Here is a 19,432-nt window from a genome sequence, read left to right as displayed (position 1 = left end):
AGGCGCTAGTATGTATAAGTCGCGACCTTTCTCCATGGAGAAAGGTCTTTTTTAGTATTCATTACCACCGTGACTTCTCCTCTAATCAGATTGTGCAAAACATGGTGTCCAAGATGAGGGACGACAAATCGATGTAGGAGGTTTTCATTATGCCAATTAAGGTACCTGATCATTTGCCGGCTAAAGAAATTTTATCCCAAGAGAATATTTTTGTGATGGATGAGACACGTGCTTATCAACAAGATATTCGTCCTCTGAAGATTATCATTTTGAACTTGATGCCCACCAAAGAAACGACGGAGACGCAGCTGTTGAGACTAATCGGAAATACCCCTTTGCAAGTCGATGTTACATTGCTTCATCCTGCAACACATACTTCTAAAAATACGTCCGCTGAGCATTTAACATCGTTTTACAAAACATTTGAAGATATACAAGATGAGTTGTTCGATGGCTTAGTTATTACAGGAGCTCCAGTAGAACAGTTGGAATTCCATGAGGTGACATATTGGCAGGAGCTGTGCAAGATCATGGAATGGTCTAAGCATCATGTTACATCGACGCTGCACATATGTTGGGCTTCACAAGCAGGCTTGAATTATCACTTTGGTGTTCCTAAGCATCCGTTGGAGAAGAAGATTTTCGGTGTATTCAATCATACGCTCTGTAAGCAAAATATCCGTCTTACTCGTGGATTTGACGAGCAATTTCTCGTTCCGCAATCTCGCCATACGGAAGCTCGTATAGAGGATATGGAGAATGTACGGGGCTTAGAAATTATATCTACGTCTGAAGAAGCTGGTGTATATTTGGCGGCAAGTACAGATGGCAAACAAGTATTTGTTTCGGGTCATTCCGAGTATGACGCTGAGACGTTGAAGTGGGAATATGACCGTGATATTCAAAAAGGCATGGAGATGGATATTCCGGTGAACTATTACCCGAATGACGATCCGACAAAGCGTCCTTATTCTACATGGAGAGCGCATGCGAATTTGTTGTTCTCGAATTGGTTGAACTATTATGTCTATCAAGAGACGCCATTCCAACTTGGTACGGCGGCTGATCGAATGGAAGGAGCGGGGGCTAAATGATCGAACGTGATGAAAAAGGTTATAAAATTGAAAGTCAGTTAGCGCAGATCGGCTCTATTTCAGAGCCAAAGACAGGTGCGGTGAACGTTCCGATTTATCATGCTACTGCATACCGTCATCCGCGTCTTGGTCAGAGTACGGGATTTGACTATACACGTACGAAAAATCCAACCCGTTCCGTACTTGAGGATGCGGCAGCATTGTTAGAACGTGGAGATGCAGGCTTTGCCTGTAGTTCGGGCATGGCGGCACTTCAGACCGTCTTTGCCCTTTTCAGTCAAGGCGATCATTTGATCGTTTCCTTAGATTTATACGGGGGAACGTATCGTTTGCTGGAGCGCATTATGAAGCGCTTTGGTGTGAATGCCTCTTATGTAGACACTAATGATATCGAAGCAATGGAAGCGGTGCGTACGCCAGCTACGAAGGCGATCGTGATCGAGACGCCTACAAACCCATTAATGATGATTACCGATGTTGAAGCAGTGGCAACCTGGGCGAAGTCCCACAACTTGCTGACGATTGTAGACAATACACTGCTAACACCATTTTTCCAGCGTCCATTAGAGCTGGGAGCTGATATTGTCGTACATAGCGCGACGAAATATTTGGGTGGACATAATGATGTGCTGGCAGGATTAATTGTAACAAAAGGCAAGGAGCTGTCGGAGGAGATCGCGTTCTTGCACAACTCGATCGGGGCTACGTTAGGCCCTGCTGATGCCTATCAACTTATGAGAGGTATGAAGACGCTTGCCATTCGAATGGAACGCCATGAATACAATGCGACAAGATTAGCAGTTTGGCTTCGTGACCATGAGTCAGTTGAGGCGGTATATTATCCAGCATTGGAAGATCATCCTGGTTATGAGATTCAGCAGCGTCAATCGTCTGGCAATACGGGTATCTTCTCTTTCCGTTTACAAGATGCTCGCTATGTGGAGCCTATTTTACGTCATATTCGTTTAATTGCTTTCGCGGAGAGTTTAGGTGGGGTGGAATCCTTGATGACGTACCCAGCTGTGCAAACACATGCTGACATCCCACAGGAAATTCGTGAAGCAATTGGTGTTGATGATCGTTTGCTGCGTTTCTCTGTCGGTATTGAGCACGTAGATGATCTTATTGCAGACCTCGACCAGGCATTGAGCAAAGCGAAGGTAGAGATCGCTGAGCTTGATTCAGCGGCTGCAAAACAACCTGTAGCTGAAGGAAAAGGGGTGTAGGTATGAGCCGCGATCACAATCAATTTTCTACAAAGCTTATTCACTTTGGCAAAGAAGTTTGCGAGCATACAGGTGCATCAAGCGTGCCGATTTATCAAGCGAGCACGTTCCATCATGAAGATATATTTAATCCTCCTGCTCATGATTATTCACGTTCGGGTAATCCGACACGTGAAGCATTAGAAGGATATATCGCATTGCTAGAAGGTGGTACACGTGGATTCGCATTTGCATCTGGTATGGCGGCTATATCTTCTACGCTGCTGCTGTTGTCGGCTGGAGATCATGTGATCGTTACAGAAGATGTATATGGCGGAACCTATCGTTTGTTAACCTCTATACTTAGTCGGATGCAAATTGAAACGACTTTTGTGGATATGACGGATCTTAATCAAGTGGAAGCCGCTTATCGTTCAAATACAAAAGCGATTTATATGGAAACGCCATCTAATCCTACATTGAAAATTACGGATATTGCCGCTGTAACTGCATGGGCGAAGTCGAAAGGGTTGTTGACGCTGCTTGACAATACCTTTATGACGCCGTATCATCAGCGCCCAATTGAGCATGGCGTCGATATTGTTCTTCATAGCGCAACCAAATTCCTCGGTGGACATAGTGATGTACTAGCAGGCTTAGCTGTGACGAACGATGAAGAGCTAGGGAAGCGTGTAAAAATGCTGCAAAATGGTCTTGGTACCGTCTTAGGTGTCCAAGACAGCTGGCTGCTTATGCGCGGCATGAAGACACTTGAAGCTCGTATGCGTCATAGCGAGACAAGCGCAGGCAAGCTCGCGATATGGCTCAGTGAGCGGGATGATATCGCGCAAGTGTTTTACCCAGGATTGCCGAATCATCCAGGACGAGAGATTCATGAGCGTCAATCGCTAGGATATGGTGCGGTCGTATCGTTCGATGTCGGCTCTGGCGAGCGAGCGAAGCAAGTGCTTAATGCCGTACAGATTCCGCTTGTAGCGGTTAGTCTTGGCGCTGTGGAAAGTATTTTATCTTACCCAGCCATGATGTCTCATGCAGCAATGCCGCCGCATGTAAGAGCAGAAAGAGGAATTACAGACGGAATTCTGCGCTTCTCTGTTGGGTTGGAGCATATTGATGATCTGATTGCAGATTTGGAGCAAGCATTATCCTTGTCCAAGTCATAATGAATTGAATACAGCCCCTCCGGCCCTTGTACATATGGTAAAGTTGACACCAAAATGACGTTTTGAAGGGAGTTGGAGGGGTGTTTTTATGAAGAAAACTATGATAGGATGAAGGAAAGGCAGGCTTGGTTTATGGAGTCGAAATAGACCCGTGAAAGGGTTATACCAACCTGCGCCTATAACATTCATGTTCGGCAGATTGTTTCTGTCGTATCCGTACATCCTAACATGAGAGGAAGTGACGGTAACGATGAGTTCATCGATTGACCGCATTTTAGACAAGGCTTTGCGCGGCGAACGCATAGATACGGATGAGTGCGTCACGCTGTTTGAATCCGACCAAATAGAGAAGATGGGCTACGCAGCTAATAAAATAATGGAGAAGTGGCACCCAGATCCGATTACAACATTCGTTATTGGACGAAATATTAACTACACGAACGTGTGTGATGTATACTGTCGCTTCTGTGCGTTCTATCGCTCTCCGAAGTCGGGGGAAGGGTATGTCCTTCCTGATGAAGTCATTTTCCAAAAGATTCAAGAAACAATTGACGTTGGTGGAACAGAGATATTGATGCAGGGTGGAACGAACCCGAATCTTCCGTTTTCCTACTATACGGATTTACTTAAAGGAATTAAAGCTCGCTTCCCGAACATTACGATGCATTCCTTCTCTCCTGCGGAGATTATGAAGATGAAGGAAGTATCCAATGGCTTGTCTTTGGAAGAAGTCGTACGACAAATTCATGAAGCAGGTCTTGATTCATTGCCAGGTGGCGGTGCTGAAATTCTCGATGACCGTACGCGCCGCAAGATTAGCCGCCTGAAAGGCTCATGGCGTGATTGGATGGATGTCATGCAGACTGCGCATCGAGATGGCATGAATACGACCGCTACGATGGTTATCGGGTTCGGTGAATCCATGGAAGAACGAGCGCTTCACTTGGAGCGGGTGCGCACTGCACAAGATGAATGCCTAGATGAGAAATATCCATCTAAAGGATTCCTTGCTTTCATTCCTTGGACATTCCAGCCAGACAATACAAATATGAAGGCAGAACGCGTTAGTCCGGAAGAATATTTGAAAACATTGGCGATTAGCCGCTTGTTCTTGGATAATATCCCCAACTTCCAATCATCATGGGTCACAATGGGGCCTGAGATTGGCAAGAAGACATTAAGCTTCGGTTGTAATGATTTTGGCAGCACGATGATCGAAGAAAATGTTGTATCCGCGGCAGGTGCCACTCATAAAGTAAATATTGAGAGCATTCTTCGTCTAATTCGTGAGGCAGGCAAAACGCCGGCACAGCGTAATACGAAGTATGATATATTGCGCGTCTTTGATGAAGGCGTAACGAATGTTGAACGAGATTTTGTTATGCAGAACTAATTAAATTTATGAACTAAGGCCTTCCAGATTGATTTCTGGAAGGCCTTTTTTAATTTGGTTTTACTGCCAGAACCCTCTTCGTATATCTCTCTGTTCCCCCCCATATACTGATAAGGAACAGAAAGGAGTGAGTTCATGGAACTGTTCACCATCATTATTCCCCGTGCTGATAATCATGAGCCGCAGCAATTAAATGGCTTGCTACAACAGGAACTGGGCGATTTACATACACATCCACAAGGCGTGTTGATCGAGGAGGGGGGGCAGTCTTCTTCCGTAGATTGGATTACGTGTAGGGGAGTGCTTCCTGGATTTCAGTTGTCTAAACAAGGTGAGCAAGTATGGAAGTGTTCAGCACAAGCATTAGCGGAATATGTATTGACTGTAAAAGAGGAACCGCTCGTTCGTTCCATCATTAGCAAAGTAAAGCAGCTCGACGAGTCAGAATACGATAAAATACAAGAATATTGCATGCATTTGCTAAATGGTGCAGAAGATATCGGCGGACGAGAATCAAGGCATCGTCGCAAAGCTAAACTTGTTCGGCTGATCCATGCATACTTGTCAGAGCATACGACATTGCATTTAGACGGGTTTATTCGGTTTCGGATGGACAGCTACATGTCCGAGCTTCGAGAAGTCGTGGAGTATGCGGTAGACGAGTTTATTTTGGAACGACAATATCAAGAATTTATTAGTTTATTGAAATATTTTGTGTATATACAAGATACAAAAATTCCGCTTGCTCATCTTGTTCATAAAGGCGGACATGACTTTGAGCTGATGAATGAGAAATGGGAGCCGCTTGAACCTGTGCATGTCGTTGAGGGCATGATTGTGGAAATGCTTGATGGTGATATGGAGATGGAAGATATGATCGTGAGTACGCTCATTAACGTATCGCCAGGACGGATTGTCATCCATACGAGAGATGCAGAGTCGCAAGTAATTAAGACGATTCAGCAAATATTTGAAGCGCGAGTTGATGTATGCGAATATTGCAGTTCGTGCCAGTCGTTCTTCTTTGTTGCAGATAAAGGATTAACGCTTGACCTAGCGGATTGAATCACATATAATATCGGATATTAATACGTTATAGCGTTGACGAAGACATGAATGCGGAATGGAACCGTACAGAGAGAAGGATCGAGGCTGCAAATCCTTTCGGCGCACATCTACATTTACCACTTCTGAGCTTTGAGCGGGAACCTGATAAACTGAGTGTTTTCACATTTTCAGTTATGTATCAGAAGTAACGTTCGACGGTTCATTTCCGATATCAAATGACTCAAGGACAGCAAATAGCCTACATTGTATTGATTAATGTACAGATTTCCTATTGCTGTTAAATGAGGGTGGAACCACGGGTTTACTAACAACAACACTCGTCCCTTTTATGGGATGGGTGTTTTTTTGTTTGCAATGAGGATTAACATGTGAAGTAGGCAAGTTGTAGGGCAGTGTCGCTATGTAAGCTGTTTTTACAACTCATTAATAAGGGGGATATAGGGATGTCTATCGTAAAAGTAACGCTTCCTGATGGTTCTGTACGTGAATATGCACAAGGAAGCACAATTGAAGATGTGGCTGCTTCCATTAGCAGCGGATTGAAGAAAAATGCAGTCGCTGGAAAGTTGGATGGAAAAGTTGTTGATTTGTACACGCCAATCGAAGCAGATGCAGCAGTAGAAATTATTATGCCTGAATCTGCAGAGGGATTAGAAGTAATCCGTCACAGTACAGCACATTTGATGGCTCAAGCGATCAAGCGCTTGTACAAAGATGCGAATATTAAACTTGGTATCGGTCCTGTTATTGAAGATGGCTTCTACTACGATATCGATATGGATATTTCGTTGACGCCTGAAGACTTGCCGAAGATTGAAAAGGAAATGGATCGCATCGTTTCGGAGAACTTGCCGATTCGCCGCCGTGTTGTTTCCCGTGAAGAAGCACTTCGTATTTACGAGGGGCTAGGCGACAACTTGAAGCTTGAATTAATTAACGATCTACCTGCGGACTCCCAAATTACGATTTACGATCAAGGCGAGTTCTTCGACTTGTGCCGTGGATCTCACGTGCCATCTACAAGCAAGTTGAAAGTGTTCAAGTTGTTGAACCTTGCTGGAGCATACTGGCGTGGAGATTCCAAGAACAAAATGCTGCAGCGTATTTACGGTACTGCTTTCCCGAAGAAAGCTCAATTGGATGAGTACTTGCGCCTCTTGGAAGAAGCGAAGAAACGCGACCATCGTAAGCTTGGTAAAGAACTTAAAATCTTTACATTCTCTCGTGAGGTTGGACAAGGTCTTCCGATCTGGCTGCCGAATGGTGCGACACTTCGCCGTACGATGGAGCGTTACATCGTAGATATGGAAGAGCGCTTGGGCTACAGCCATGTGTATACGCCGGTATTGGCGAACGTGGAATTGTACAAAATCTCTGGTCACTGGGAGCATTACAGTGAAGACATGTTCCCTAAAATGACAATGGACAACGAAGAGCTTGTTCTTCGCCCAATGAACTGTCCTCACCATATGATGGTGTACAAGAGCGAGCCGCACAGCTATCGTGAATTGCCGATCCGTGTTGCAGAATTGGGCACGATGCATCGTTATGAAATGTCCGGAGCCTTGACTGGTTTGCATCGCGTGCGTGCGATGACATTGAATGATGCACATATTTTCTGCCGTCCGGATCAAATTAAAGAAGAATTTGCTCGTGTCGTACAGTTGATTCAGCGCGTTTATAAAGATTTCGGTATAGAGGACTATCGTTTCCGTCTTTCTTACCGTGATCCTCAAGATACAGAGAAGTACTTCCAAGATGATGCAATGTGGGAAATGTCTCAACGTATGCTCCGCGAAGTAGTAGAAGAACTCGGTTTGCCATTCTATGAAGCAGAGGGCGAAGCTGCATTCTACGGTCCGAAGCTGGACGTACAGATCAAGACTGCGCTTGGCAAGGAAGAGACACTGTCTACAGCTCAGCTTGACTTCTTGCTACCTGAGCGCTTCGAACTTGAGTATGTAGGAGAAGACGGCAACAAGCATCGCCCTGTCGTTATCCACCGCGGTATCATTAGTACAATGGAGCGTATGACTGCGTTCTTGCTTGAGAACTTCGCAGGTTCCTTGCCGCTATGGCTTGCTCCTATTCAAGCGAAAGTGATTCCAGTATCGCCGACGTATGAAGCTTATGCGAAAGAAGTTGCAGAGCAGATGCGTGAAGCTGGTATTCGTGTAGATGCAGATCTGCGCAATGAGAAGCTTGGCTACAAGATCCGTGAAGCACAGCTTGAAAAAGTAACGTATATGCTCGTTGTAGGCGAAAATGAGAAGAACGAAGGAGCTGTATCCGTACGTAAGCGCGGTGAAGGCGACCTTGGTGTAATGTCGATTCAAGCAGCGGTTGAGAAGCTTCAAGACGAGATTCGTCGTCGCGTACTTCCAGTTGCTCCGACTGAAGAGAAGTAGACTGAATAAAAACCCGTCCTAGATTTCAAATAGGACGGGTTTTTATTTTCCATTTCCCCATGCATAAATGTTCACGTTGCAGGAAATCCTTCCGATTAAAGAAGTGTATAACCATTTGTTTACAACTAGAGTTATATGCTGCATCTTAAAATAGTTTCGATTCTTTAATCCATATCAACAAGACGGAGTGACAGCAGCGTGAAGATGAAGAAATGGTTATACTGGGTCGCAGTAATGGCGACGATCTTGTTAGCTATAACATTTAGCTGGGAAGGACAAGTTGAAGCTCAGCTAGGAACGATGCCGATAGGTGTGTATAGTGATTGGAGCTGGAATACACCCTTCATCAAGTCGATGGCCGAACATCGTTTAAGCTCGATACAAGAAAAGCTTCAATCATTTACAAGCCAACCATCACCTTCTGATGAAGCAACAGGAAAGTTGGTTGCATCAGAAGGTGTCGCACAGAAACAAAGGAGTGACAAGGAAAACAGTAAGGCAATAACAACAACAGCTGTCTTGTTCTCAGACAAGATGCTTGCGCCGCAGCAAGAACAAATCCTTAGTGCGATGACCGTAACGGCAACTGGCTATACGGCTGGGATTGAATCTACGGGGAAGCTGCCAGGTCATCCGTCGTATGGCATAACTTATTCTGGAGTTAAAGTGCGCCGTGGTTATGTATCAACGATAGCTGCTGACCTAGGTATATTCCCGTTAGGCTCCATATTGTACATACCCGATTATGGATATGGTATTGTGGCGGATATAGGCGGTAAAATTAAAGGGCGTCATATTGACCTTTACTTCGACACAACCAAACAGGTATATAAGCAATGGGGCAAGAAGAATGTGGAGGTTCAAGTTATTCGTACAGGGACTGGGAAAGTAACAGAGCGTATGATTGATGAATTAAATGAAGTTGTTATGAAAAATAAACGATTAACAAAGTTGAATATGTAATTCTTGTATATCCTTTGTGTCGTGCATAATGTTGTACCGCAGATCGCATAATATTTACTGTGGAAACAAGCCGTTTCCTTCATATACTTCGCAATCTTCATCAGGGATGAAGATTCGATTCGAAGGAGGTGAAATGCGATGAGCAACCACAACCAAACGAATAAATTTGGTGCATCTTCTTCTCAGAACCAACAGCAACAGAATAATTTTGATGCTGAGTTTGCAGCGGAAGCAGGTGCTGGTGTGGCTGGTACAGCTGGAGCTGCTGGAAAAGCAGCGAAAGGCCAGTCCCAAAAAGCACAACAGTAACATCGCGTGAATCCGTTATAAGCGGCAAAAGAAGGCAATCATGCTGGAAACAGCAGATTGCCTTCTTTTTTGTGCGTAATCCAATGGATGCGATATTAGTCATCTCAGTCTCTAGACCGAGATGAAGTTCAACCTCTCGAATCTGTTGCAAGTATTGGAACTGCTATACAATACAAATATCGAATAAGTTCAATTGCAGTGAAATAGCTGCAATAAGAAATGAGGGATAATGATGATGGGCAACAAAGGACGCTGGATTGGCGGGTCGATACTTGTTGCTGTCGGCGTACTGTTTATGCTGCAGCAATGGGGTTTCTTGCATTTTGATATCGGAGATCTCGTATCTATATTTTGGCCTCTCATTTTATTGTTTGTAGGAGTCAGCATGCTCGTAAGCGGCACTTGGGCAGGTTTGATAGTGTTAGGTATTGGCGGTTTCTTCTTACTATCCAATTTAGGGATTATCCATATGTCTCTCGGTGAAGCCATTCGAAGAGCGTTTCCACTAATTATTATAGCAGTCGGTCTTATTGTGCTGTTTGGTGCTAAAGGTAAATTTAGCAGCAAATCCAAACATAAAGAACCGGAATGGAATAATCCGTCTACGGAATGGAAGAAGCCAGTATATGATGATCCATTTGCTGATTACGTAAAAAACTTAAATGCGGAGCAGGATCCGACTTCAAATGATGCACATACTGATTTGATTAAAAATTCTAAAGGCGAAAAATACGCTGAAATGAAAATACCGAAGCCGCCAAAGCCACCAACGCCGCCCTATCATGGGAAGTACAGCGAAAAGAATGATTCTGATGATTTCGATCTTGATTTTGATCTGGATCTGGATGATGAAGATTACGATTATGATGACGCTGATTACAGCGACTTAGGGGATTATGATTATAAAACGTATAAGAAAAAAATAAAGCATGCCTCTAAAAAAGTGAAAAAGAAAATTGAAAAGTCCTGCTTTATTGGGGATATTCATTTAGGTCACGACTACTGGGAGCTGCGTCCAGCGAATTTATCGAATTTTGTAGGGGATACAATTATCGATCTAACGAAGGCGCAAGTGCCATATGGAAACACAAGTATAAATGTAAGCAGCTTTATCGGTGACGTGAAAGTGTATGTACCGAACGATATAGAGTTAGGTGTATTTGTATCTTCCCATTCCTTCATGGGGGACATGAAAGTGTTTGATCAGAAGTACTCCGGCTTTATGCGTGATCTCGAAGCCAAGACACCATTTTTCCATGAATCCAGTAAAAAGGTCCTTATTGAGGTTAACAGTTTTCTTGGTGACGTGAAAGTGATAAGGGTGGGCTGATGAATGGGATATATACGCAAATGGCGTGCCAATAATCTGAAGTGGGAGCTGTTATGCTCCTTCTTCATAGCAGGAAGTACGATCGTTGCTAGCTTATGGCTTGCTTTTAGTTTTGGCGACGGTTGGCATACGGGATGGGGCCAGTGGCTCTTTGGGATTATAACGGTCCTTATTGTCTCGCTAATAACAGGCTACGTCACGGGATTAAGAATTCAGCGGAAGCTCGATACACTTAATGAAAGCATGATGCAGGTTGCTAAGGGAAACTGGTCGGTTCGCATTCAAGAGAATGAGCATACATCGTTTGATTCGTTATATGAGCATTTTAATACGATGATGCAGACGACGGAACAGAAGTTGAAGCTGCTGCAAAAGCTGACCGAGAAGCAAGTCATTGAGCGTGAAATCTTCAATGAACAGATTGTGCAAGAAGAAAGAAAACGATTGGCGCGTGACCTTCATGATTCGGTTAGTCAACAGTTGTTTGCGATTCATATGTCTTCTTCTTCACTGCCAAAAGTGATGGAATTGGATGAAGAGCGCGCTAAGCTCGTTGTAACGCAATTAATCGAAATGTCGCATAATGCGCAACGCCAAATGCGGAACTTAATTGCGCAGCTTCGTCCGATTGAATTGGATGGGCGATCCCTGCAAGAAGCGCTGGGGATTTGGTTTCCTGACTATTGCCGACAAAATGGATTACAAGGTAAGATAGATATTCATGTTGAAAATGACCTATCTGAAGCGAAGGAGCATCAATGCTTCTTAATGATTCAAGAAGCAATGGCGAACATTGTTAAGCATGCAAAAGCTGATCAGGTTACGCTCAGTATGCAGGAATCTGCGAATCGCATGTTGCTGTCTATTGCGGATGATGGTGTAGGGTTCGATCGCAATAATAAGACTTCTTATGCGGGTAGCTATGGCTTAACGACGATGCAGGAACGTGCGGATAAGCTTGGCGGTCATATGGAATTAATTAGTCAACCAGGTGCAGGCACAACAATTCGGGTATATATTCCGTTGTTTGAAACTGAAGGGATGAATCAGGATGAACAAGATGAAAGTCTTTCTTGTAGATGATCATGAAATGGTTCGGCTAGGTTTGAAGACGTACTTGATGCTTGATCCGGAGATTGATGTGTTGGGAGAGGCGAGTGGAGGGCAGGATGCTTTGAATAAGATCGAAGCAATGCAAGACAATCTGCCTGATATCGTATTAATGGACTTAATGATGCCTGATATGGATGGGGTGGAAACGACGAGTAAATTAATTGCTCGTTATCCGCAACTCCGCATTGTCATGTTAACGAGCTTTATGGAGGATGAGCAAGTAGTATCTGCGATTCAAGCGGGTGCGGTTAGCTACGTATTAAAGACCATATCTGCGGAAGAACTATGCTATGCGATTCGCGGTGCTTATCGTGGCATGCCTGTCATGAGCGGGGAAGTATCTCAGGCGCTGACACGTGGTTTGCGCAAGCGGGCTGCAGAGCCTGAGCATAATGGCTTGACTGAACGAGAAAAAGAAGTGCTGCTGCTTATTGCAGATGGCAAAACAAACAAAGATATTGCAGATGAGCTGCATATTAGTATAAAGACGGTAAAAACACATGTCTCAAATCTATTAATGAAATGTGAGCTGCAGGATCGAACGCAGTTAGCCGTGTTTGCACATCGCAAAGGGTGGGCATAGTAGTAGGATAGTAAAATAAGATGGCTAGTAAACAACTAAATGCTCCTACGTTGAAAATAATAATGTCTATGCTATACATATCGTAGTTAGTCGCCTATTCGCATGCTGTCGAATGGGCTATTGTTATGTAAATATTTAAAAATATCGGTTTTATTTCGTTTTATAATGTTTTTAAGGTGTGCTTAAGGTTACTAGTTCATTATAACTACATAAGGTATTGAGCTTCCCAATGATGAAGGGAACAGAACATAGAAACAGTAACACTAACAGTAATGGAGGAGATCACATGAGCGATCAACGTAATTCTTTTTCTCATCCCGATAAGGATTCTTATAAAGGACCTCAATCTGAGGCAAACCACGCAGGACATGAACAAGCAGCTTCCAAGGAACAAGATAATAATCAGCAACCTTACTATTATGCCTACGGACCATATCAATCATCTAGAAGCGAGCAAGAGTCGACAGTATCACGTGATTCATATGGAAATGCGAGCGATGTACCAGTAACTCCGCCTCAAGCGATTAAACCAATGCCATTCTCAAGTGCAACGCATAACGGACCGACATTTGCAGGAGGATCTTCTTCAAATGGAGGAGGCAGCTTTAAAGATGGTGAACGCACTAATCAGCAATGGCAGTTCCAGCAGAAGCCAGAACGTCGTCGTACATCGTTCCGTACTGTGGTTGCTTCCTTTATGGCGGGGGTCATTGCAATCGGTGGTCTAATGGGGGCATCCGATTACTATAACTGGTTTACAGGAGACGGTGCCATTCTGTCAGGTGTAACGGAACGAACAGAAGCAGCTGAGCAGGTAGTAGATAAGCGTCCTGCACCTTTCCCTGAAGGAACAGCGAATGTATCTGATGTTGTGAAGATGGCAAGCCCAGCGGTAGTTAAGATTGAAACATATGGCTCGCCTAGTAGTGCGGGGGGGAGAAGTTCGTGGATGGATGATCCATTCTTCCGACAGTTCTTCGGAGGCAATCCTGAGAGCCAGCGCAGCGATACACCGCCATCTGAAAGTGCACTTCAGCCCTTAGGTCTTGGTACAGGTTTTATTTTTGAAAAAGACGGATTTATTTTAACGAACCAGCACGTGATCGAAGGTGCTGAAATGGTACAAGTTGAAGTAGAAGGCTATAAAAAGCCGTTTAAAGCTCAAGTATTGGGCAAGAGCCGCGATCTAGACTTGGCTGTATTGAAAATTGAAGGGGACTCAGACTTCCCAATGATCAAGCTCGGCAACTCCGATACAACGGAAGTAGGAGAGCAGTTGGTTGCAATCGGTAACCCATCTGGATTCGACCACACGGTGACAACGGGCGTATTAAGTGCCAGAGAGCGTTCCATTACAGTGAATGATAACGGTCAGCCACGTACCTATAATCATTTGCTTCAAACGGATGCATCTATTAACCCAGGTAACTCTGGCGGTCCACTCTTGAATATGAGGGGTGAAGTTATTGGGATGAACGTAGCTGTAAGTAAAGAAGCGCAAGGTATCGGTTTCGCCATTCCTGCGAATGTCATCTTGAATGTTGTTGAGCCACTCAAACAGAATAAAGAAATTCCAAAAGAGCCAGTTCCATTTATCGGAACGAACTTGATTACGATGACGGAAGAGTATGCGAAAAGTATCGGTATCGACTATACTCCTGGTGCGCAAGTGTATACAGTTGTGTTCGGCTCACCAGCTTATGATGCAGAGCTGCGTGCTTATGATGTTATCACCGCTATTGATGGCAAGGAGATAGCGACGAGGGAAGAATTAAGTGAACAAATTCTAACGAAAAAAGTTGGCGATACAGTTAAACTCGATGTTGTTCGTAAAGGAAAGAAAACGAGTGTGGACGTGAAGATTGGCGATAAGAACAAATTCCAACAAGCGGCACAAGAACAACTTCAGCCACAGCCATAAACGTTAGCTATAAGGATATACGGTGAGAAGAAAGCGAGGTGATATGAAGTGTATCCTTCGCTTTCTTTTCGCTTGTCCGTGCGTCATGGTACAATGGAAGTCTGACCTATGGTACAGCGTCAGTCGTAGATATAATACGTATGAGTCAGTTAGCTCAACGTTGGAGCTATTCATAAACGTTAAGCATGAAAGGAAGAATATGACCTATGAGGCCTTATATTTTAATTGTAGATGATGATGAAAAAATAACGTCGATGTTGAGACGTGGACTCGTATTTGATGGTTATGAGGTGCAGACAGCACCAAATGGAGCGGAGGGCTTGCGACAAGTTATTATTCGAGAGCCTGATCTTGTTATTCTTGACGTCATGATGCCGGAAGTTGATGGTTGGGAAGTGTGTCGACGATTGCGGGAAGCGGAAATCAGTGTCCCTGTTTTGATGCTAACGGCGAAAGATGAAGTGCAAGATCGAGTGAAAGGCTTGGATACAGGAGCAGATGATTATCTCGTGAAGCCGTTTGCGTTGGAAGAACTGTTGGCTCGCGTACGTGCGCTGCTGCGTCGTCGTCCAGAACAAGAAGGCGGAGGCCATCGCTTGACGTTCGAAGATCTCTTGCTGGATCTACATACTCGTGAAGTGAAGCGGGATGGCAAGCCTGTTGAACTGACTGCAAAAGAGTTCGAACTGCTTCATCTGTTCATGCAGAATCCGAAGCGAGTACTGCCGAGAGATGTAATTATGGAGAAAATTTGGGGCTATGACTATAGCGGGGAATCAAATGTGCTTGAGGTGTATATCGCGATGCTGCGTCAAAAGACGGAAGAACATGGCGATAAACGCCTTATTCAAACGATTCGCGGTACTGGTTACGTACTGAGAGGAGACTAGTGAATGTCGATTCGCCTTAGGCTTACAGTATGGTACTCTGCATTATTGGCATTTACGTTATTTGTGTTCGGCATTTCGATATATGCGCTGGTCGATTATAACATGTACAGCGATATCAAAAACCGACTAAAGGTTCAAATGAATCAAATAACGATCGATACTATGGTGGATCGGGATGGGAATATCTATTTTAAGTTTCTTCAATCCTATAGCCCGGGCAATACTTTTGAAGAACTCTACATTCAAACCTATGATTATACAAGCGATAGATATGGGTTCTCTGAAAATCTTCAAGATTTGCGAATGAAGTTTCCATTCCCGGCTTCACCGAAAGATGCAGTAAAAGGATTTAAACGTATAAATGTAAGTGGAAATGAGTTCTATGTCTATCAAGAGCCGATTGAAATAGACGGGGAAGTCGTTGCGCTTGTTCAAGTAGGAGCATATACTGGCGACCATGCCGCCTTCTTCAAGCTGTTGAGGACGATTCTTATTTTTGCATCGATGGTGACTGTCGTTATTGCGTTCTCGCTAGGTTTGTTCTTGGCGCAGAAGTCATTGCGCCCCATCGAGAATATAATTAGGGCGACGAATCGTGTGCAAAAAGGGGCAGACCTTAGTGTTCGTATACCGCGTGAAGGTCCTCCAGAAGACGAAATCGGTCAGCTGACAGAAACGATTAATAGTATGCTAGGTCGAATGGAAACCTTTTATAATGAGTTGGATGATGCTTACAGCGCTCAGCGCCGGTTCGTATCGGACGCATCGCATGAGCTAAGAACTCCGCTTACTACGATTCGAGGTAACGTAGATCTTTTAGAAAAGATGCGGTCGACAAAAGATACAATGCCGTTGACGGAAGATGAACGCGAGCAAATGTCTGAAGAGGCATTGCGCGATATTGGGGATGAAGCGCGGCGAATGAGTCATCTTATAAACGATATGCTTTCACTAGCGCGTGCAGATGCAGGTTATAAGGTGGAGAAAGAAGTCGTTGAAGTGAAGGGGCTCATCGAAGAGGTCGTACGAAGAGCTCAATTCCTGCCTAGAACATCCGATTGGATTTTTGAAGAAAACGGAGATCTGTTTAATAAGTTTGTTCGTGGAAACAAAGATTATTTGCAACAAATGCTCTTCATCTTTATTGAAAATGCCTTTAAATACACGCCGTCAGGAAGTGTGGAGTTAATAGCGGTTGTTCAGGACGATCAACTGGGCTTGCGTATTAAGGACAGTGGTATCGGTATGGATGAGCATGAAGTTCCCCATATTTTCGAGCGCTTCTACCGTGCAGACGTATCTCGTGGCATAACATCAGGAACGGGTCTGGGGTTATCGATTGCCAAATGGATTATTGATGAGCATAAGGGCTCTGTTGAGGTTATGACGAAGCCTGGAGAAGGAACTACATTTATTGTTTGGTTGCCGCTTGTTCTTATTCCTGATGAATGGATCAAGGAACCGACAGAAGTGGGAGAAGTCAAAAGCGATGAAGGACAATAGGGTGTATTTCCGTTATAATGGAGTGAAGGGCTCCTTTGAGAGGAGATTCACATAGAAAGCTGGTGAACAGAATGAAAGTTCATAAGATTACTCCGCGGGGATATTGTTATGGTGTTGTAGACGCGATGGTTATTGCGCAGCAGACAGCTCGTAATCTGGATTTGCCCCGTCCTATATATATACTCGGCATGATTGTTCATAATAGTCATGTTACAGATGCGTTCGAAGATTCAGGCATTATTACGTTGGATGGCGCGAATCGCTTGGACATTCTAGACCAGGTTGAGTCTGGAACCATTATTTTTACTGCGCATGGTGTATCCCCTGAAGTGCGCCGCAGAGCGCGTGAGAAAGGGCTGACGACAGTCGACGCCACTTGTCCAGATGTAACTCGCACGCATACGTTGATTAAGGAAATGACGGAACAGGGTTATGAAGTTATTTATATCGGGAAGAAAGGGCATCCTGAGCCTGAAGGTGCTATCGGTGTCGCTCCTGAACATGTTCATCTTATCGAGAATGAAGAAGAAATTGATCAACTGACTGTCAATTCTGAGCGCATCATTATTACGAATCAGACGACGATGAGTCAATGGGATATTAAGCATATTATGAATAAGCTCATACAGCGCTATCCGCATGCGGAAATTCATAATGAAATTTGTATGGCGACACAGGTTCGCCAACAGGCCGTAGCTGAGCAGGCATCGCAGTGTGATCTCGTTATCGTTGTAGGCGATCCGCGCAGCAATAACTCCAACCGTCTTGCTCAAGTATCCGATGAGATTGCAGGTACACGTGCGTATCGAATTTCGGACTTGTCTGAGCTGAAGCAGGAATGGCTGGAAGGAGTAGAGATAGTAGGTGTAACTTCGGGTGCATCAACTCCGACTCCGATAACGAAGGAAGTTGTGGCCTATTTGGAGCAGTACGATAAGGATGATGAATCCACGTGGCCGCTTGTGCGCACAGTAAATATGAAGAAGCTTCTTCCGCCGGTGCGTACGAAGTCGATAAATACGTAGTTTATAACGAAATAAAAAAATCCTGTATGATAATCGTCTTAGAATTTATTCTAAGACGGTTATTTTATTAGGAAAACAATTTGACAACAATGTGAATTGGTGGTTTTACCCTTGACGAAAATGGGATATCAAGATAGACTATCTTTAACGGATAAAAGCGTAGACGCGAACAAGCGTTTAAGTATGGAAGAAAATAATGCAGAATCGAAGGTGAACCCCATGATCGTTGTTGTATCCAATCGTATTTCAGATGAACGAATAGAAGAGATTATTACATTTATTGAAAGCAAAGGTCTGCAAGCTCATTTGTCGCGAGGCACAGAGCAAACGGTGATCGGTCTCGTAGGCGGAGTCGATCCGAAGACAGCAGAACAGTTGCGTCAGATGAAAGGTGTAGAGCAGGTCGTGAAGATTACAAAGTCATACAAGATGGCAAGCCGAGACTTCCATCCAGCAGATACAGTTATTGAAATTGGCGATGTTCGCATCGGTGGTGGAGAACTCGTGGTGATGGGCGGACCATGTGCGGTCGAGTCTCCAGAACAGATTGATGAGATTGCACGCCTTGTAAAGGCAGCTGGGGGCCAGGTGCTTCGCGGTGGTGCGTTTAAGCCTCGAACAGGTCCATACAGCTTCCAAGGAATTGGTGTGGAAGGGTTGGAGATGATGGCGGAAGCAGGCAAGAAACATGGCTTGCTTACCATTACCGAAGTTATGACACCTGAATATGTAGATGTTTGTGCGCAATATGCTGATATTTTACAAGTTGGAACGCGTAATATGCAGAACTTCGATTTGCTGCGCAAACTTGGTGAATGCAATCGCGCGGTACTCTTGAAGAGAGGCTTCAGTGCGACTTACGATGAATGGTTGAATGCTGCGGAATACATCTTGGCGGGTGGAAATCCGAACGTTATGCTGTGCGAGCGTGGTATTCGTACATTCGAATCCTACACTCGTAATACATTGGACTTGGCTGCCATTCCAGTCATGAAACAGCTGACTCATTTGCCTGTTATCTCTGATCCGAGCCATGGGACAGGTCGTCGTGAGTTGGTGGAGCCAATGACGAAGGCGTCTGTAGCAGCTGGAGCAGACGGTCTTATTATCGAAATGCATACAGATCCTGACAACTCGATGACGGGTGATGGTGTTCAATCCTTATTCCCGGATCAATTTGCTCGTTTGCTTCGTGAGTTGGAGCAGCTAGCTCCGTTGTGTGGTACTACATTTAATACAGAGAAGCAAGAAGCTGCTTACTTTGCGTAGGGTGAGTGTTGTACGATAATCGTTTGATACTGAGTGTGTGAAACGTTCAAAATGACTAAAAAACGGCCCATTTACAGGGTCGTTTTTTTTGTTTGTTAAGGACATGGAACGAAGGAAATACAAGGCGGATACAAGGTTAAATTGTACGGTGGTTAAATACTTCCTGAAAAAGGG

General features: G+C 44.3%; 16 protein-coding genes. All 16 read left to right on the top strand.

The genetic code is table 11. The annotated features are described in order from the left end of the window. Nucleotides 1-149 precede the first annotated feature (149 nt). The 16 genes from metA (at nt 150) to aroF (ending at nt 19,258) form a co-directional block, all read left to right on the top strand. Complete coding sequence (gene metA, locus NQ117_RS08740) at nt 150-1,094, top strand: homoserine O-acetyltransferase MetA (RefSeq protein ID WP_258277579.1); 945 nt, start codon at nt 150-152, stop codon at nt 1,092-1,094. After that, complete coding sequence (locus NQ117_RS08735; RefSeq protein WP_258277578.1) at nt 1,091-2,320, top strand: aminotransferase class I/II-fold pyridoxal phosphate-dependent enzyme; 1,230 nt, start codon at nt 1,091-1,093, stop codon at nt 2,318-2,320. Before metA ends, NQ117_RS08735 begins: the two co-directional genes overlap by 4 nt. Before the next feature lie 2 nt (nt 2,321-2,322). Beyond that, a complete protein-coding gene (locus tag NQ117_RS08730; protein ID WP_258277577.1) occupies nt 2,323-3,483 on the top strand; it encodes a trans-sulfuration enzyme family protein in 1,161 nt (386 codons plus the stop codon). A 250-nt stretch (nt 3,484-3,733) separates the two neighbouring features. Continuing rightward, nucleotides 3,734-4,876 carry a cyclic dehypoxanthinyl futalosine synthase gene (mqnC, locus tag NQ117_RS08725; RefSeq protein WP_258277576.1) on the top strand — a complete coding sequence of 381 codons (1,143 nt, stop codon included), beginning with the start codon at nt 3,734-3,736 and terminating at the stop codon, nt 4,874-4,876. A 135-nt stretch (nt 4,877-5,011) separates the two neighbouring features. Further along, nucleotides 5,012-5,941, top strand: coding sequence for a putative sporulation protein YtxC (ytxC, locus tag NQ117_RS08720; RefSeq protein ID WP_258277575.1), 930 nt, complete (start codon nt 5,012-5,014; stop codon nt 5,939-5,941). 446 nt (nt 5,942-6,387) lie between these two features. Next, complete coding sequence (thrS, locus tag NQ117_RS08715; RefSeq protein ID WP_258277574.1) at nt 6,388-8,352, top strand: threonine--tRNA ligase; 1,965 nt, start codon at nt 6,388-6,390, stop codon at nt 8,350-8,352. 204 nt (nt 8,353-8,556) lie between these two features. Next, a complete protein-coding gene (locus tag NQ117_RS08710) occupies nt 8,557-9,315 on the top strand; it encodes a 3D domain-containing protein (protein WP_258277573.1) in 759 nt (252 codons plus the stop codon). Between the two features lie 138 nt (nt 9,316-9,453). Beyond that, nucleotides 9,454-9,624, top strand: coding sequence for a hypothetical protein (locus tag NQ117_RS08705; protein WP_258277572.1), 171 nt, complete (start codon nt 9,454-9,456; stop codon nt 9,622-9,624). A gap of 229 nt (nt 9,625-9,853) precedes the next feature. After that, nucleotides 9,854-10,954: a cell wall-active antibiotics response protein LiaF gene (gene liaF, locus NQ117_RS08700; RefSeq protein ID WP_258277571.1), complete on the top strand. Its 1,101-nt coding sequence runs from the start codon at nt 9,854-9,856 to the stop codon at nt 10,952-10,954. Nucleotides 10,955-10,957: 3 nt separating this feature from the next. Beyond that, a complete protein-coding gene (locus tag NQ117_RS08695; protein ID WP_258277570.1) occupies nt 10,958-12,037 on the top strand; it encodes a sensor histidine kinase in 1,080 nt (359 codons plus the stop codon). After that, a complete protein-coding gene (locus NQ117_RS08690; protein ID WP_258277569.1) occupies nt 12,006-12,650 on the top strand; it encodes a response regulator in 645 nt (214 codons plus the stop codon). The genes NQ117_RS08695 and NQ117_RS08690 overlap by 32 nt, the downstream gene beginning before the upstream one ends. Before the next feature lie 286 nt (nt 12,651-12,936). Beyond that, complete coding sequence (locus tag NQ117_RS08685; RefSeq protein WP_258277568.1) at nt 12,937-14,571, top strand: S1C family serine protease; 1,635 nt, start codon at nt 12,937-12,939, stop codon at nt 14,569-14,571. A gap of 206 nt (nt 14,572-14,777) precedes the next feature. Next, complete coding sequence (locus tag NQ117_RS08680) at nt 14,778-15,461, top strand: response regulator transcription factor (protein WP_028593010.1); 684 nt, start codon at nt 14,778-14,780, stop codon at nt 15,459-15,461. A gap of 3 nt (nt 15,462-15,464) precedes the next feature. Continuing rightward, complete coding sequence (locus tag NQ117_RS08675) at nt 15,465-16,964, top strand: sensor histidine kinase (protein WP_258277567.1); 1,500 nt, start codon at nt 15,465-15,467, stop codon at nt 16,962-16,964. 71 nt (nt 16,965-17,035) lie between these two features. Next, nucleotides 17,036-17,989 carry a 4-hydroxy-3-methylbut-2-enyl diphosphate reductase gene (locus tag NQ117_RS08670; RefSeq protein ID WP_258277566.1) on the top strand — a complete coding sequence of 318 codons (954 nt, stop codon included), beginning with the start codon at nt 17,036-17,038 and terminating at the stop codon, nt 17,987-17,989. A 219-nt stretch (nt 17,990-18,208) separates the two neighbouring features. Further along, nucleotides 18,209-19,258, top strand: a complete 1,050-nt coding sequence (aroF, locus tag NQ117_RS08665; protein ID WP_258278206.1) for a 3-deoxy-7-phosphoheptulonate synthase — start codon at nt 18,209-18,211, stop codon at nt 19,256-19,258. Nucleotides 19,259-19,432 lie beyond the last annotated feature (174 nt).

This window comes from Paenibacillus sp. SC116 (assembly GCF_024733555.1).
Taxonomy (GTDB): Bacteria; Bacillota; Bacilli; order Paenibacillales; family Paenibacillaceae; genus Paenibacillus_B.
Note: the sequence above shows the minus strand (reverse complement) of the source record. Positions and strands in the feature narration are given on the sequence as shown.